Origin of the sequence: Synechococcus sp. A18-25c, assembly GCF_014280035.1 — a bacterium.
Lineage (GTDB): Bacteria > Cyanobacteriota > Cyanobacteriia > PCC-6307 > Cyanobiaceae > Synechococcus_C.
This window is the reverse complement of record NZ_CP047957.1, coordinates 2093393-2109727: the sequence shown is the minus strand read 5'-3', so window position 1 is coordinate 2109727 and position 16335 is coordinate 2093393. Positions and strand designations below refer to the sequence as shown.

10 protein-coding genes, 2 tRNA genes and 3 rRNA genes are annotated in these 16335 nt (G+C 56.1%); 10 read left to right on the top strand and 5 right to left on the bottom strand.

Features of this window, described 5'->3' with window-relative positions:
- The first annotated feature begins 21 nt into the window (after nt 1-21).
- The gene (locus tag SynA1825c_RS11560; RefSeq protein WP_186469421.1) at nt 22-963 is read left to right on the top strand and encodes a vitamin K epoxide reductase family protein; all 942 of its coding nucleotides are present in this window, start codon (nt 22-24) and stop codon (nt 961-963) included.
- A gap of 18 nt (nt 964-981) precedes the next feature.
- On the opposite strand, the gene nadB is transcribed toward SynA1825c_RS11560, so the two are convergent.
- The 3 genes from nadB to SynA1825c_RS11545 all read right to left on the bottom strand — a co-directional run bounded on the left by nadB (nt 982) and on the right by SynA1825c_RS11545 (nt 3880).
- Nucleotides 982-2667: an L-aspartate oxidase gene (gene nadB / locus SynA1825c_RS11555; protein WP_186469420.1), complete on the bottom strand. Its 1686-nt coding sequence runs from the start codon at nt 2665-2667 to the stop codon at nt 982-984.
- Nucleotides 2668-2747: 80 nt separating this feature from the next.
- Entirely contained in the window at nt 2748-3125 is a 378-nt protein-coding gene (psbU, locus tag SynA1825c_RS11550; RefSeq protein WP_186469419.1) for a photosystem II complex extrinsic protein PsbU, read from the bottom strand.
- Between the two features lie 116 nt (nt 3126-3241).
- The gene (locus tag SynA1825c_RS11545) at nt 3242-3880 is read right to left on the bottom strand and encodes a DUF3120 domain-containing protein (protein WP_370593808.1); all 639 of its coding nucleotides are present in this window, start codon (nt 3878-3880) and stop codon (nt 3242-3244) included.
- A gap of 234 nt (nt 3881-4114) precedes the next feature.
- Between SynA1825c_RS11545 and SynA1825c_RS11540 the strand changes: the two genes are divergently transcribed.
- From SynA1825c_RS11540 to rrf, 9 genes are all read left to right on the top strand, one after another.
- Nucleotides 4115-4963, top strand: a complete 849-nt coding sequence (locus SynA1825c_RS11540; protein WP_186469417.1) for an undecaprenyl-diphosphate phosphatase — start codon at nt 4115-4117, stop codon at nt 4961-4963.
- Between the two features lie 19 nt (nt 4964-4982).
- The gene (locus tag SynA1825c_RS11535; protein WP_186469416.1) at nt 4983-6380 is read left to right on the top strand and encodes a TIGR03279 family radical SAM protein; all 1398 of its coding nucleotides are present in this window, start codon (nt 4983-4985) and stop codon (nt 6378-6380) included.
- Between the two features lie 24 nt (nt 6381-6404).
- Nucleotides 6405-8129, top strand: coding sequence for a TolC family protein (locus SynA1825c_RS11530; RefSeq protein WP_186469415.1), 1725 nt, complete (start codon nt 6405-6407; stop codon nt 8127-8129).
- 15 nt (nt 8130-8144) lie between these two features.
- Complete coding sequence (locus tag SynA1825c_RS11525; protein WP_186469414.1) at nt 8145-8948, top strand: inositol monophosphatase family protein; 804 nt, start codon at nt 8145-8147, stop codon at nt 8946-8948.
- A gap of 602 nt (nt 8949-9550) precedes the next feature.
- Nucleotides 9551-11035 (top strand): 16S ribosomal RNA (locus tag SynA1825c_RS11520).
- 187 nt (nt 11036-11222) lie between these two features.
- Nucleotides 11223-11296 (top strand) — tRNA-Ile (locus SynA1825c_RS11515).
- 9 nt (nt 11297-11305) lie between these two features.
- Nucleotides 11306-11378: transfer RNA gene (locus SynA1825c_RS11510), tRNA-Ala, on the top strand.
- A 389-nt stretch (nt 11379-11767) separates the two neighbouring features.
- A 23S ribosomal RNA gene (locus tag SynA1825c_RS11505) occupies nt 11768-14633 on the top strand.
- 115 nt (nt 14634-14748) lie between these two features.
- Nucleotides 14749-14865 (top strand): 5S ribosomal RNA (gene rrf / locus SynA1825c_RS11500).
- The 16S, 23S and 5S rRNA genes sit together here with 2 tRNA genes alongside, the layout of an rRNA operon.
- Before the next feature lie 102 nt (nt 14866-14967).
- Here the strand turns inward: rrf and mtnC are convergent.
- Entirely contained in the window at nt 14968-15693 is a 726-nt protein-coding gene (mtnC, locus tag SynA1825c_RS11495) for an acireductone synthase (protein WP_186469413.1), read from the bottom strand.
- The gene (mtnB, locus tag SynA1825c_RS11490) at nt 15690-16307 is read right to left on the bottom strand and encodes a methylthioribulose 1-phosphate dehydratase (protein ID WP_186469412.1); all 618 of its coding nucleotides are present in this window, start codon (nt 16305-16307) and stop codon (nt 15690-15692) included. Before mtnB ends, mtnC begins: the two co-directional genes overlap by 4 nt.
- Between the last annotated feature and the right edge of the window lie 28 nt (nt 16308-16335).

Here is a 16335-nt window from a genome sequence, read left to right as displayed (position 1 = left end):
CGAAGGCAAAGTGCAGTGCACATGGGCACCACCCGACTCACCAGCCGCCGTCGTCAGGATCAAGGTTTCAAATGGGCGCGCATCGCCATGGCGGTCCTGGCAACCGTCGGCGTGATCGACACAGGGTCGATCACGCTGAAGCGCTGGGGGGTGATCGGCGATCTCACCTGTCCGCTGGGGGCTGATGGGTGCGACAAGGTGCTCAACAGTGCTTGGGGCACGCTGCTCCAAACCGAGACCTTCAGCATTCCGCTGTCCTTTGTTGGGCTGGTCGCTTACCTGGCGGTGGTGGTGATGGCGCTGGTGCCTCTGTTGCCAGGGTTGGCGGAGAACCGAGGGGATTTATCGCGTCGCACCTGGTGGGGACTGCTCACCGTCTCTCTCGGCATGGCCGTCTTCAGCCTCGTGTTGGTGGGGCTGATGGTCTTCAAGATCCAGGCGTTTTGTTTCTTCTGCGCTCTCTCTGCGGCGCTGTCGGTGCTGCTGATGGTTCTTGCGGTGATCGGTGGAGGTTGGGACGATTTCGGGCAGGTGGTGTTCCGCGGCATTCTCTGGGCGCTGGCTGTGCTCATCGGCAGCCTGATCTGGTCGTCAGTTGTGGATCCAGATCGTCCCGATGCCGCACTGACCGGACCTGGTGCGCCGCCGTTGGTCACCACCGAAAGCACCCCTGCCAAGGTGGCGCTTGCTGAGCACCTCACAGCGACCGGAGCGGTGATGTACAGCGCTTATTGGTGTCCGCACTGCCATGAGCAGAAGGAGGATTTCGGTGAAGAAGCGGCCAAGAAACTCACCATCATTGAGTGCGCTGCAGACGGCCAGAACAACCAGCGAGCGCTTTGCGAAAGCAAAAATATTGAGGGTTATCCCACTTGGGAGATCAACGGCAGGCTTGATTCTGGTGTGAAACCCTTGAAGACACTGGCCAGGATGTCGGGATTCAAGGGTGATACCAATTTCTGAGCCTCAAGCTTCGCCGCGTTATTCACTGACCTGGCGCGTGTGAATCGGCATCCCTCTCACCTGACGGCTGTGTCGGCGCCACTGGGGAAGAGGGGCAGGAGCATCACTGCGGTAGTGCCCCCCTCGGCTTTCGGTTCGGAACAGGCAGGCCTTGAGCAACAGGATGCTGGTGCGTTGGCGATGCAGAAGATCCAGCAATAGATTGAGTTCCTGGCGACTTGGTTCTTCCAGTTGGAGCGGCTGGTCCTGAGGTTGTGCCTTGACCAGCTGCAGCAGTTGTTCTTGTTGCATTTGCAAACTCGCCTGATCGGTGGTTTGCAACAGGCGCCGCATCCCATTGACGGAACGATCCACGCCGGCCACATCCCAGCACTGTTTGCTGAGCCGTTCGATCTCTCGCATTAAGTGACCGATGCTGGCCTCGCTACGGGCACGGTCCGCGGTGATCTGACTTCCACCTTGAGAAGGATTCCAGTGGCTTCGGTCGGTTTCGCTTGCTAGGGGAAGGTCGATCTCGCCAAGCTGTCGGGCAAAGACGAGGCATTCCATCAGCGAGTTACTGGCCAGTCGGTTGGCACCATGCAGACCGGTGCAGGCCACTTCGCCAACGGCATAGAGACCCGGCAGTGATGTGGCGGCCCTCAGGTCCGTGGCGACTCCCCCCATCCAGTAGTGGGCTGCTGGTGCCACGGGAATTGGTTGCTCCAGGGGATTCAGGTTGTGTTGTCGACAGCGTTCGAGAATAGTCGGGAATCGGCGCTCGGCCTGTTCACGGGGGATCCCTGACCAGTCCAGTCCGATGTGGTCCGTGTGTTGCTCCCGCATGCACTTGAGCAGGGCGCGGCTGACTTGATCGCGTGGAGCCAGATCGGCTCCGTGCAGATCGGCAACAGGGCTCTGCCCTGAGGCATCCACCAGGCGAGCTCCCTCCCCACGAACGGCTTCTGAGATCAAAAAGCAAGGCGCATCCGGGAGTTTGAGAGCTGTGGGATGGAACTGCACAAACTCCAGATCCTCGATGGCTGCGCCAGCGCTCCAGGCCAGTGCCACACCCTCGCCTGCCGCCTGAGCCGGATTGGTGGTGTTGGTGTAGAGATGGCCTCCGCCACCGGTCGCCAGGACCACGGCTCTTGAGCGGATCCACTGCAGCCTGGAACCATCCACCACCTGAACGCCGCAGCATCGCCCGTGTTCGACCCAGAGTTGGCTAACCCGTACGCCACGACGATGCAAAAGACCCGGCCGTTGCTCGGCCCGTTCTCGCAGCACATCGACAAGTGCATGACCGGTGCGATCTTGCACATGCAGCACTCGGTGATGACTGTGGGCCGCTTCCAGTGTGGTGGCGAGGCTGCCATCGCGGTTTCGATCAAACTCCATGCCTAATTGCAGGAGCCGATCCACACATTGCGGTGCCTGATCCACCAACAGACGAACGGAATCCCCGTCGCAGAGTCCTGCGCCGGCATGCATGGTGTCCGCGGCGTGGCTACTGCTGCTGTCGTCAGGTCGTGTGACGGAGGCGATGCCCCCTTGTGCCCAAAGGCTGGAAGATCGACGGCTGGTGTTTCGATTGACGAGCAGAACTCGCAGTCCATCAGGCAGCTCGAGACAGGTCATCAGGCCTGCGGCACCGGCCCCGACCACAACGACATCCCAAGGACCGGCGGGGATCGGTTCCATTCCTTGGCGACGCGCTGTCATGGGTGAATCAAAAAACCGCCGTGGAATCCGGCGGTTTTAACGCAATCCAATGGATGGAGATCGGCTTGTTCAGAAAAAGCTCAGCGGTACTGGCCGTCGTTGATGCGGTCGAAGCCCTCGTTCAGGGCAATCGAAGGAGCTGTGACGGTGAAGTTCTCGCGATACTTTTCAAACAATTCCTTCTGACGGTCTGTCAAATCAAGGGACAGCACGTCTTCGACAGTTTCGTAGGGACCACCCAGCACGATTTTGCCGGCGAGAGTCGGGTACATGCCTGGAAACTGCTGGAAACGACGAACGGATGAATTGTTGAGGTCCACCTTGTCGCCGCGCTCAGCGATCTTGTCGTCGGCCACATTGCGGATCTCTGCGGCCTGAACACTCGCGGGAAGGGCCAGGCTCATCAGCAGGCCTGCCATCACAGCAATGCCGGTGAGCCAGCACAGCAGACGCTTCATGGAAGTCTCCGTCTTTGAGATCGGAACGGGATGGATGCCGACAGGGCCGGCTTGCAAACCTTACAAGTGCCCTCAGCCCCAGCCATGATTCATCGCTGCAGTTTTTGCAGTTCGTTTCAGATCAGTCCACTGAGTTCTGGCCATAACAGGGACAAGGTGAGGAAGAGACCGTCAATCAGCAGGGTCGTCGCCAGCACCGATGCTGCAACGGCCCAACTGCTTGACGAGGGTGATGGCTTCAAACTTCGGACTCGGCAGGCACGCACGAGACGGAAGATCACTAACCCAGCGGCAGTGATGACCAGGAAAGATTCAGGCCGCATCACACGTGTTGCCGCTTCTTGAAGCAGCAAACCCGCCTCAGAGGGTGTGGCCGTGACGACCAGTGGCCAGAGAGGCATCACGTTGGTGAAGGCCATGGCCAGATCTGTGAATCCTGTTCCCATTAGGGAGGCGAGGTAGAACGCACAGCCCAGCCGCCAGCGTGTCTTGAGACCTGTGAGGGCCAGTGGCAATGCAAAGGCTTCCACTGGTAAATGCAGCACGGGGTGGCTGGACAGCCACCCCCAGAACAGACTCCCCGCCAGCCAGCTGCCACTAAAGCCCACGAGCAGCGCGCCAAGTTCCTTCCTCTTCGACGGCGCAAGCCAGGAACTAAGCAAACCTGCGGTCAGCAGCACGAAACCGAAAATTGCAGCGGTGAAGGGCTGGGAACGAACCCAAGGTGCCTGAGCGAACACGGGGAGGACCACCAAGCAGGAGGCCCAGAAAGGAGTCCCGGCGAAACCGAGTGACGTTGCTTGGACCGGCTCAGCCAGGCTCTGGTTGCGCATTAGCCCGCTGAACAACGACTCGCCTCCGTACGGATGTGAAGAAAGAGTCGAAACCTTAGAAGATCTGAGCGGCGATCACGTCGGAGTGTTCCCCGCCACTGGCGTCGGTGACGGGTTGGGCATAGCGTCCCAGCGTTTGAAGTCAGGAACCCAGCGGTGTCGGATTCCGGTCTGCTTGAGGCCATCTGGAGAAACTTCGTGCTCGGGGTGGTGCAGGGACTCACGGAGTTTCTGCCGATCAGCAGCACGGCTCATCTCAAAGTTGTGCCGGTTCTCATCGGCTGGGGGGATCCAGGGGTGTCGGCCACCGCCGTGATCCAGCTGGGCAGCATCGCAGCAGTGATTGGCTATTTCCGTGGCGACCTGCGGTCGGTCTTGCATGGCATCAGCGGTGCGATGCGCCGCGGACAGTGGCGGGAGCCCGATGCCCGCCTCGGCATTGCGATGGTTGTCGGCACCGTGCCGATCTTGATCGCTGGATTGGTCATCAAGCTCCGTTGGCCGGGATATGAAACCTCGCCGTTGCGCAGTGTTCCGGCCATCGCCATCGTGTCGATCGTCATGGCCGTCTTATTGGCCCTAGCCGAAAAGCTCGGTCCTCGAAGCAAGGGTCTTGTTCAGGTTCAGGGGCGTGATGGCCTCGTGGTGGGGCTGGCTCAGGCGCTCGCGTTGATTCCCGGTGTTTCGCGTTCGGGGAGCACATTGACGGCCTCACTGTTTGATAGCTGGAAGCGTCCTGATGCGGCACGCTTTTCGTTCCTTCTGGGCATTCCTGCGATCTCGCTGGCGGGAGTCGTTGAGTTGAAAGATGCCTTCGCGGATTTCAGCTTGGCCGGTGTTCTTCCACTGATGGTGGGCATCCTTTCTGCAGCGGTTGTGTCATGGCTGGCCATCGACTGGCTTCTGAAATACCTCCAGCGCCATAGCACCTGGATTTTTGTGATCTATCGACTGCTATTTGGTGTTCTTCTTCTGGCCTGGTGGTCGGTTACGGGCTCAAACTGAGAGCAGTTGCCGAGACGCTGTGTGGAATGAACCCTCCGCAGGGGTTGCCGTCACGGCTCTCAACCCCGGCGGATCTGCCCGCAATCCAGATCCAGCGGTGGTTGCCACCGTGGAGGTTGGCTCGATTGGTGAGGAGCTGGGATTCGAGCCCGGTGACCAGCTCCTCAGCATCAACGGGGTGCGACCCCGAGACCTCATCGATTACCGCTATCTCATCGTTGAGGAAGAGCTGACACTCGAGGTCCTTGACAGCTCAGGGGAAGTGCATCGGGTTGAATTCGAAAAAGATGCCGATGATGGTCTCGGTTTGGCCTTCACTGAGGCGTTGTTCGATGGTTTGCGGCAATGCAACAACCGCTGTCCGTTCTGCTTCATCGATCAGCAGCCTCCGGGGCATCGAAACAGCCTCTATCTCAAAGATGACGATTATCGACTCAGTTTCCTGTACGGGTCTTACCTCACGCTCACCAACCTGTCGGAGGCCGATTGGAGCAGGATTGAGCAGCAACGTCTAACGCCTTTGTTTGTGTCCGTGCATGCCACGGACCCCGACTTGCGTTCCGCCCTTCTTGAGAATCCCCGCGCAGGCCGACTGCTTCAGCAATTGGAGTGGTTTGGTGAACGTGATCTCCAAATCCATGCCCAGGTGGTCGTCTGTCCGGGCCTGAACGACGGGAAGGCCTTGCTGCAGTCGTTGACGGATCTGGCTCGTTTTGCCGGTGGTGAATGGCCTGCTGTGCTGTCTGCAGCTGTAGTCCCCGTTGGATTGACCCGTTTCCGGCCTCCAGGAGATGGCTTGCGTGCTGTGACACCTGAAGATGCTGAGCAGGTGATTGATGCCGTGGAACCACTGCAGCAGCAGTTCCGGGAGCAGCTCGGCAGCCGTTTCGCTTGGCTGTCTGATGAGTGGTATCTGATTGCAGGTCGGCCGTTACCTCCGCGCGACAGCTACGAGGATCTTCCTCAGCAGGAAAATGGCGTGGGCACGATCCGAGCCTTCCTAGAGGATTTGGACGCCGCCACAGCGTCGTTGCCCGACAGCATTAGAAGTCCTCTGCGCAGCAGTTGGGTGGTCGGGCGTCTGGTGGACCAAGCTCTGGAATCTGTCACCGACCGCCTCAATGGCATTGATGGTGTGACCTTGAATCTGCATGGTCTTCCCAGTCCGTATTGGGGGCAAGATCAAGTGGTGACCGGGTTGCTGACCGGCCAAGACCTGCTTGAAGGCCTGAAGGACCTGCCGCTTGGCGACCAGCTTCTGCTTCCCTCCGTGATGCTGCGGCAGGGGCAGCCTGTTTTTCTCGATGACATGACGCTGGAGCAGGTTCAGGCCGCGTTGCCGGTCCCGATTCGGATCGTGCATGGAGCAGCTGACATCGTGGCTGCCGTGCTCGGTGAACTGCCGGAAACCACCTAAGCTCCGCCAAGCTCAGGTGTTGTTGTGCTTCGGACTGCTGCGGGTCTTTTGCTGATCGCTGGTGTATTCCCCGCATGCTTTGCCGATGTCGCCCGCGCCCAAAGCAATGCTGAACCAGCTTCGGATGATGGATCGGCGTTGATCGATCAGACCACGCTTCCCTCCGCTGTCGACTTGAAGGGCGCTCGCCCACAGGCTGACCCTTCTGTGTTGCCCCCTGCGGCAACAACGTTGCCTGAATCCATGGAGTCGCTTCAGGCACCCCCAAGCCTTGCCTTGCCTGATCAAACAGATCAGGTGCGTATTCGTGAGCTCAGACCCCTCACTCTGGCTGAAGTTGAGCGGCTAGCAGAAGTCAACAACCCTGGTCTTAAAGCGGTCGCCAGTCAAGTTCAGCAAGCCAAATCAGGTTTAAGGGCTGCGCTTGCCCGCTGGTACCCAACGCTTGATCTCAGTGCCAACGGATTGCCCCAATACCTGGGTGGTGAACAGCAAAACTTCGATCAACGCCGCACACGAAACGTCAATCCCGTTACTGGCGAGACCACCCCGACCGGTGTTCCTGCCGGCGTCCGCACCACCACATCGCGCTGGACAGCCAATTTTGGCGCTCGCTTGAATTGGAATCTGATTGATCCCGGCCGCGTTCCAGAGATTGCTGCCGCTCGAGACACCTATGAGCGCAGCCGTGAGGCTTATCTGATCGCCCTGCGTGAACTGCGACTCCGAGTTGCAATTGACTATTTCACGTTGCAGCGGCGAGACGAGCAAGTGCGGATCGGACAGCAATCCGTTCGAGCTTCCATCGTGAGTTTGCGGGATGCACGAGCCCGCTATCAAGCGGGTGTGGCGACCAAGCTGGAAGTCTTGGAGGCCATTACGCAGCTCGCCCGTGATCAGCAGCTGTTGACCAATGCCATTGGTGATCAAGCTTCACTGCGTCGATCCCTCTCGGCAACCCTTGATCTCCCTCAGGATGTGACGCCAACAGCCGCTGCTCCAGCGAGGGTGATGGGAACTTGGATTCCCTCATTGCAGGAGAGCATCGTTGCTGCTTATGCGTTCCGCGAAGAGCTGGATCAGCTCCTCCTCGATATCTCCATCAACAACAGCAACGCCAATTTGTCGCTGTCTGCAGTGCAGCCCGTTTTGAGCATTTTCAACAACTTCTCCACTCAGCGTTTCCAGGGTGAAGCCAATGTGGTTACCCCGCCAGAAGATCAGGTCTATGGCTGGAGTTTCGACAACGCGGTTGGTCTATCGGCAAGGTGGAATATTTTTGACGGTGGTCGAGCACGCGCTCAATACCGCCAGAACAAGCTTCGTGCTGAAGAAAGCCGCTTTAACTTCGCCACCCAGCGCAACACGATTCGGCGAGAAGTAGAAGAGAGTTTCTACGAACTCCGCGCAAGCCAGCAAGTCATCCGCACCACATCCCGGGAAGTGCTTTCAGCGACCGAGTCTCTTCGCTTGGCCAGGTTGCGTTTCCAGGCTGGTGTGACCACGCAGCGTGAAGTCGTGGACACCCAGCGCGACCTCACCAATGCGCAGGTGCGCTACGCCGATGCTGTTCTCAACTACAACGGAAGCATGGCTCAGTTGCGGCGCCGGACTGGGTTGGATCAAGTGCAGGCTTGCCCAGTCGTCGATCTTCCTGCAGAGAAGCCTGAAGGCCTTGGTGTTGAGCAGGTCCCGATTGAACCGATGCCTTCTCTCCCGAGCTGCGAAGCCTCGCAAATCGGCGTCTAAGGCAAAGCTGAGACGTTGACTTCCAGCCTCCTTTCTCCCCAGCAATTGCTCGCAGTCCATCAGCTGCTTGACCGGGTGGCGGATCGTCAGCGTCAAGATTTCGGACACATTGTTTCCGATGTGAAGCCTGACGGCAGCTTGATCACGGCTTGTGACCGTTGGAGCGACAGGATGTTGGTGGACGGCCTGGGTGCGCTGGCCCCCGGTGAATTCACCCTGAGTGAAGAGGGCGAGAAGCTCTGCCCGTCTTCATCTGCTTTCTGGGTGGTTGATCCCCTGGATGGTACGACCAACTTCGCTGCAGGCATTCCTTACTGGGCGATCTCTGTGGCTCGCTTCGTGGATGGCCAACCCACGGAAGCATTTCTCGAAGTTCCTTCGTTGCGACAGCGCATCGTTGCGATTCGCGGCCGAGGAGCATGGCGTAATGGAAAACCGATTGCGGTTGAGACCCGCCAGTTCTCGGGCAGCACTTGCGTTTCGCTCTGCAGTCGTGCGATTCGTGTGTTGCAGCGCCGCCATCAAGAGCCTTTTCCCGCCAAGATCCGTTTGTTAGGTGTCGCCAGTCTCAACATGGTCAGCGTCGCCATGGGACAAACCGTTGCCGCCCTAGAGGCGACCCCCAAGATCTGGGATCTGGCTGCGGCGTGGCTGGTGCTCAGCGAACTGCATTGTCCTGTTCTCTGGCTTGATGAAGACCCCGCTGCACTGACGCCGGGTCGTGACCTGTCCAATGTCAGTTATCCGGTGCTCGTGGCGGCATCTCAGGCTGAGTTGGACCGCCTCAAGCCATGGGGAGAGTCGCTGCTTCTCCCTTGAGAAAGGGGAGGGGGTTGCGAGTGGGGGAGTAGTTGGGTTATGGTTTTGGACTGCGCGGGAGGCCAAAGCCTGAAGCGCAGCTTCTGAACGTGAAGAGCGCGAGCTTGTAGTGTTTAGAAGTGCTTACGAGGCCAAGAGGGAGCGATCCCACGGTGTTGTAAGTTCTACAAGCGGCCGGGAGGCCGCACCGCCAACCGCTCCTGAGAGGGGGCGCGAAGGCAGAACCTGGACAATCGAAAAGTTTAGGAACTGACGCTTTCATCGCGTCAAAGTCTGCGAGATGCATCGCGAGATGTGTGTCGCAGTTTTGATGAATGAGCGATGAAGGTGTGAGGTCCCGTCAACAATTATTCGTTGCAGAGAAGCATCGTGCTTGCAACTTGAAAGTTTTCACGAGCTTTGAAGTTGTCGGTGTGCGCGATGTTGAGCAACAACCGGATCTGAGATCCTGGAAAGTCATTGAAAGAGAAATCTAGAGATGCACTCTTAAGAACCCTTTCTGTGTCAGCGGGAAGGAGGCCTCAACTGTTGCCAGTGAAAACTGAGCAATGGGTGACGCAAATCATTTTGAGGAAGTGAAAGCTTCTAAGAGGAAATGATCTACAACGGAGAGTTTGATCCTGGCTCAGGATGAACGCTGGCGGCGTGCTTAACACATGCAAGTCGAACGAACCTTCGGGTTAGTGGCGGACGGGTGAGTAACGCGTGGGAATCTGCCCTCAGGAGGGGGATAACGGCTGGAAACGGCCGCTAATACCCCATATGCCGAGAGGTGAAATGAATTTCGCCTGAGGATGAGCCCGCGTCTGATTAGCTAGTTGGTGAGGTAAGAGCTCACCAAGGCATCGATCAGTAGCTGGTCTGAGAGGATGATCAGCCACACTGGGACTGAGACACGGCCCAGACTCCTACGGGAGGCAGCAGTGGGGAATTTTCCGCAATGGGCGAAAGCCTGACGGAGCAACGCCGCGTGAGGGATGAAGGCCTCTGGGCTGTAAACCTCTTTTCTCAAGGAAGAAGATCTGACGGTACTTGAGGAATAAGCCACGGCTAATTCCGTGCCAGCAGCCGCGGTAATACGGGAGTGGCAAGCGTTATCCGGAATTATTGGGCGTAAAGCGTCCGCAGGCGGCCCTTCAAGTCTGCTGTTAAAACGTGGAGCTTAACTCCATCATGGCAGTGGAAACTGTTGGGCTTGAGTGTGGTAGGGGCAGAGGGAATTCCCGGTGTAGCGGTGAAATGCGTAGATATCGGGAAGAACACCAGTGGCGAAGGCGCTCTGCTGGGCCATAACTGACGCTCATGGACGAAAGCCAGGGGAGCGAAAGGGATTAGATACCCCTGTAGTCCTGGCCGTAAACGATGAACACTAGGTGTCGGGGGAATCGACCCCCTCGGTGTCGTAGCCAACGCGTTAAGTGTTCCGCCTGGGGAGTACGCACGCAAGTGTGAAACTCAAAGGAATTGACGGGGGCCCGCACAAGCGGTGGAGTATGTGGTTTAATTCGATGCAACGCGAAGAACCTTACCAGGGTTTGACATCCTGCGAATCTCTTGGAAACGAGAGAGTGCCTTCGGGAACGCAGTGACAGGTGGTGCATGGCTGTCGTCAGCTCGTGTCGTGAGATGTTGGGTTAAGTCCCGCAACGAGCGCAACCCACGTCTTTAGTTGCCAGCATTTAGTTGGGCACTCTAGAGAGACCGCCGGTGATAAACCGGAGGAAGGTGTGGATGACGTCAAGTCATCATGCCCCTTACATCCTGGGCTACACACGTACTACAATGCTACGGACAAAGAGCAGCAAGTTCGCGAGGACAAGCAAATCTCATAAACCGTGGCTCAGTTCAGATCGTAGGCTGCAACTCGCCTACGTGAAGGAGGAATCGCTAGTAATCGCAGGTCAGCATACTGCGGTGAATACGTTCCCGGGCCTTGTACACACCGCCCGTCACACCATGGAAGTTGGCCACGCCCGAAGCCGTTACTCCAACCCTTGTGGAGGAGGACGTCGAAGGTGGGGCTGATGACTGGGGTGAAGTCGTAACAAGGTAGCCGTACCGGAAGGTGCGGCTGGATCACCTCCTAACAGGGAGACAACACAATGATTTTGATGCCTGAGTACTTTTATTCTTAGGCCGAAATCCTGTCACCTTAGGTCGATCGGTACCTCAGCATTAAGAGCAGTGATTGATGAGTAATCATCAAGAGACTGAAGGAGATGTTCAGTTCCTAAACTTTGTCTAGGTCACACCCCACAAGGGTTGAGTCTTCCTGGGCCATTAGCTCAGGTGGTTAGAGCGCACCCCTGATAAGGGTGAGGTCCCTGGTTCAAGTCCAGGATGGCCCATTCGGTGTTGGGGGTTTAGCTCAGTTGGTAGAGCGCCTGCTTTGCAAGCAGGATGTCAGGAGTTCGAGTCTCCTAACCTCCACTGACCGAACTTAATCTCCATCTTCTGAACAGTGGAAGGTGAACTCGTAGGTGTGTGATTTAGATGTGTCCGCTGGCATGAACTCAGCTTCCTGTCATTCCAAATGATGAGTGTTTGCTTTGAATTTGGTTGATAAGATGCTGGGCTCGAACTGAGCGATCAGTTTGATGTCTAGCAGAACCTTGACAACTGCATAGGTGAGTCTGGAAAGAATAAAGCATCTCTCATGGATGCATCATTCTTTGATGAATGATGTCAATTCTTGAGCAAGAGCCGAGACTCCATCACGTTCTTCTGATTGTGTCGAGCAATCAGGAGTTTGATTATTGATTTAGTAATAAATCAGTGAGAATCCGTTTCAACGACGGCAAGCGTGTTGGAGATTATATGGTCAAGCTACAAAGGGCTCACGGTGGATACCTTGGCACACAGAGGCGATGAAGGACGTGGTTACCTGCGATAAGTCTCGGGGAGCTGGAAACACGCTTTGATCCGGGAATTTCCGAATGGGGCAACCCTTAATACGGCCAGCTGAATCCATAGGCTGGTGCGAGCCAACCCAGCGAACTGAAACATCTTAGTAGCTGGAGGAAAGGAAAGTAAAAACGACTCCCTAAGTAGCGGCGAGCGAACGGGGAAGAGCCTAAACCGATAGTTTCGACTATCGGGGTTGTGGGACAGCAATGTGGAAAAGGAATGTTAGTGGAAGTGTTTGAAAGACACGCCACAGAGGGTGAAAGCCCCGTACACGAAAACTGAACTGACCTAGCTGTATCCCGAGTAGCACGGAGCACGTGAAATTCCGTGTGAATCTGCGAGGACCACCTCGTAAGGCTAAGTACTCCTGTGTGACCGATAGCGAAACAGTACCGCGAGGGAAAGGTGAAAAGAACCCCGGGAGGGGAGTGAAATAGAACATGAAACCGTGAGCTTACAAGCAATGGGAGCCCTACTCATAGGGTGACCGTGTGCCTGTTGAAGAATGAGCCGGCGACTTATAGGCACTGGCGGGTTAAACCGGAAATGGTGGAGCCATAGCGAAAGCGAGTCTGAATAGGGCGTTTGTCAGTGTTTATAGACCCGAACCCGGGTGATCTAACCATGGCCAGGATGAAGCTTGGGTGATACCAAGTGGAGGTCCGAACCGACTGATGTTGAAAAATCAGCGGATGAGCTGTGGTTAGGGGTGAAATGCCAATCGAACCCGGAGCTAGCTGGTTCTCCCCGAAATACGTTGAGGCGTAGCGTCTCGTGCTCCAGCAGGGGGGTAAAGCCACCATTTCGGTGCGGGCTGCGAGAGCGGTACCAAATCGAGATGAACTCTGAATACCCTGTGTGTAGCGAGGCAGTCAGACTGTGGGGGATAAGCTCCATGGTCGAGAGGGAAACAGCCCAGACCGCCAGCTAAGGTCCCCAAATCAACACTAAGTGATAAAGGAGGTGGGATTGCCCAGACAACCAGGAGGTTTGCCTAGAAGCAGCCATCCTCAAAGGAGTGCGTAATAGCTCACTGGTCGAGCGATCCTGCGCCGAAAATGAACGGGGCTAAGTGTTGTACCGAAGCTGCGGATTTATGGTAGGGGAGCGTTCTATGTGGGGCGAAGCGTTAGCGTGAGCGGGCGTGGACTGCATAGAAGTGAGAATGTCGGCTTGAGTAGCGAAAACATGGGTGAGAATCCCATGCACCGAAACCCTAAGGGTTCCTCCGGCAGGCTCGTCCGCGGAGGGTTAGTCTGGACCTAAGGCGAGGCCGAAAGGCGTAGTCGATGGATAACAGGTCAACATTCCTGTACCGGTTATGTTTTGGGAAGAGGGACGGAGAAGGCTAGCCAAGCCAGATGTTGGTTACTGGTTCAAGCGTTCAAGGCGTTGAGGAGCGGCGAAAACGTTCCGAGCTGAGGCGTGAGTACGAGCTGCTACGGCAGCGAAGTTGGTGATGTCAAGCTTCCAAGAAAAGCTCTATACCCGTTAAGGCATAACTGCCAGTACCCGAAACCGACACAGGTGGGGTGGTAGAGAATACCGAGGTGCGCGAGGTAACTCTCTCTAAGGAACTCGGCAAAATGGCCCCGTAACTTCGGGAGAAGGGGTGCCACCGCAAGGTGGTCGCAGTGAAGAGGCCCTGGCGACTGTTTACCAAAAACACAGGTCTCCGCTAAGTCGCAAGACGATGTATGGGGGCTGACGCCTGCCCAGTGCCGGAAGGTTAAGGAAGCCGGTCAGCGTAAGCGAAGCTGGCGACTGAAGCCCCGGTGAACGGCGGCCGTAACTATAACGGTCCTAAGGTAGCGAAATTCCTTGTCGGGTAAGTTCCGACCCGCACGAAAGGCGTAACGATCAGGGCGCTGTCTCGGAGAGAGGCTCGGCGAAATAGAATTGTCTGTGAAGATGCGGACTACATACACCCGGACAGAAAGACCCTATGAAGCTTTACTGTAGCTTGGTATTGTGCCCGGGCTCTGAATGCGCAGGATAGGTGGGAGACGTTGATCTCGTGCTTGTGGGTACGAGGGAGTCAATGGTGAGATACCACTCTTTCAGAGCTAGGGTTCTAACGTTCACCCGTTATCCGGGGAGCGGACAGTATCAGGTGGGCAGTTTGACTGGGGCGGTCGCCTCCTAAAAGGTAACGGAGGCGCGCAAAGGTTTCCTCAGGCTGGTTGGAAATCAGCCGACGAGTGCAAAAGCAGAAGGAAGCTTGACTGTGAGACCTACAAGTCGAACAGGGACGAAAGTCGGCTTTAGTGATCCGACGGTTCTGAGTGGAAGGGCCGTCGCTCAACGGATAAAAGTTACTCTAGGGATAACAGGCTGATCTCCCCCAAGAGTTCACATCGACGGGGAGGTTTGGCACCTCGATGTCGGCTCATCGCAACCTGGGGCTGAAGTCGGTCCCAAGGGTTGGGCTGTTCGCCCATTAAAGCGGTACGCGAGCTGGGTTCAGAACGTCGTGAGACAGTTCGGTCCATATCCGGTGTATGCGTAGGAATATTGAGAGGATTTCTCCCTAGTACGAGAGGACCGGGAGGAACGCACCTCTGGTGTACCAGTTATCGTGCCAACGGTAAACGCTGGGTAGCCATGTGCGGAGTGGATAACCGCTGAAAGCATCTAAGTGGGAAGCCCACCTCAAGATGAGTATTCCCATGGGGTAACCCAGTAAGGTCACGGGAAGAACACCCGTTGATAGGCTCTACGTGGAAGTCCAGCAATGGATGCAGCGGAGGAGTACTAATAGACCGAGGGCTTGACCATTCATTTGGCTCTTGTCTGAGGCAAGTTTTATTCAATCGAGACCATCATCTGAAGCGAAAGTGGAGGGTGATGACCTATGCAGTTCTCAGGGTTCAACCTTGGGAATGTTTTCTATCCTGGTGTCCATGGCGCTGTGGTCCCACTCCGATCCATCTCGAACTCGGTTGTGAAACGCAGCAGCGGCGACGATATTTGGGGGGTAGCCCCCTGAGAAAATAGCTCGATGCCAGGTAAAACATTCTGATCACGGACGTGATCCAAAGAAAGCCATCCCGCTGTGGGGTGGCTTTTTTTGTGCCCATTGCTGGGGGTTGATCTGAATCGAAGGCCAGGGTTATGGCATCAGCTCGCGGAAGCTTTGAATCAAACGATGCTGGCCCGGGTTCTGATGGGGGTTGCCGGGTCGATAGCAGAAGTTGGTGCGTAGTCCTGCGGAGTGAGCTGCATCGCACTCCCCGGGATGATCACTGATGAACAGCACAGACTTTTCTGTTGTGTTGAGACTTTGACAGATCTTTCGATAGCTTTTGGTTTTTAATTTTTGACCCGTACGTGTGTCAAACCAATGGCTAAATCGGTCGCTAATATTTCCCTGTTTTGTGTGCATGTAGAGCAATTTCTGTGCTTGGATGCTGCCTGATGAATAGACAGCTAGTGTTATTCCCTTCTGAATCCATGCATTGAGGCTTGGCAGAACATCATCGAACAAGGGTGTTTTCAGTTCGCTGGATTCATAGCCTTGTTTCCAGATGATTCCCTGAAGTTCTTTCAGAGCAGAAGATTTTCTGTCTGATTTGATCAGATGATTAAGGTATTCGGCAAGTTGTGCATTCGACGGCGACCTTTGATCCGCTTTACTCAGCATCTGCTGACAGCTTGGATCTAAATCTTGATGCCATTCGTCGATGGCTTCTTGGATGATGTTGGCAATTCTTGGCTCGTTTGTTCCCCTTTCAAGGGTTTGCATTAAGTGCGCTTGTGCATAGGGAAAGAGTGTTTTTGTAACGAAATCCACTGGGCATGTGGTTCCTTCGATATCCAGCAGGATGACTTGAATCACGAGTTGTTTGTGACGAGTGTTTGTCTCCATACGAGTTCCAGTAGGAACTCAAGGATTTCAGTATGGCGTCGTGCCTGCTGAAGATCAGATCCCCAGACATAGAGGCCGTGACCCGAAACCAACAAGCCATAAGGTGCCTGCTCCAACCGTTGACCTGCTGTTTCACTCAGGGTTGTTAGATCCTGATCATTGTTGACGATGGGAAGCTCAATGCTGGTGGCGTGCGTGTTGACTCCCTCCAGTCCTTTCAACATTTCCCAGCCCTCTAACACAAGACATCCTTGATCTAGAAATCGTCTGGAGAGCCATGTGGCATTGATCGAATGGGTATGGAGAACGGCGCCTGCATTGCATTGATCAACAATGCGCAGATGCAACAGCGTTTCGGCACTGGCGCGTCCGTTGCCGTTCACCACGTCCCCTGCGGCGTTCACAACGATTAGATCACTGTCGGTGACAGCGCCTTTGTCGACGCCACTGGGCGCCATCAGCAGCTGCAGCGGTTCCCGCTCGGTCACAACACTGAAATTTCCGCCTGTTCCGTCGCACCAGCCTCTCCGGTGCAGGGCTCGCATGGTGGTGATCAGTGCACTCGCCTGGTGATCAGCAGACATTGACCGAGGGCTTGGCAATCCATTCATG

What these genes read in the sequence shown, in the direction of transcription:
- SynA1825c_RS11560 (WP_186469421.1), top strand. Translation starts at nt 22, where the DNA reads ATGGGCACCACCCGACTCACCAGCCGCCGTCGTCAGGATCAAGGTTTC.
- nadB (WP_186469420.1), bottom strand. Translation starts at nt 2,667, where the DNA reads ATGACAGCGCGTCGCCAAGGAATGGAACCGATCCCCGCCGGTCCTTGG.
- psbU (WP_186469419.1), bottom strand. Translation starts at nt 3,125, where the DNA reads ATGAAGCGTCTGCTGTGCTGGCTCACCGGCATTGCTGTGATGGCAGGC.
- mtnB (WP_186469412.1), bottom strand. Translation starts at nt 16,307, where the DNA reads ATGTCTGCTGATCACCAGGCGAGTGCACTGATCACCACCATGCGAGCC.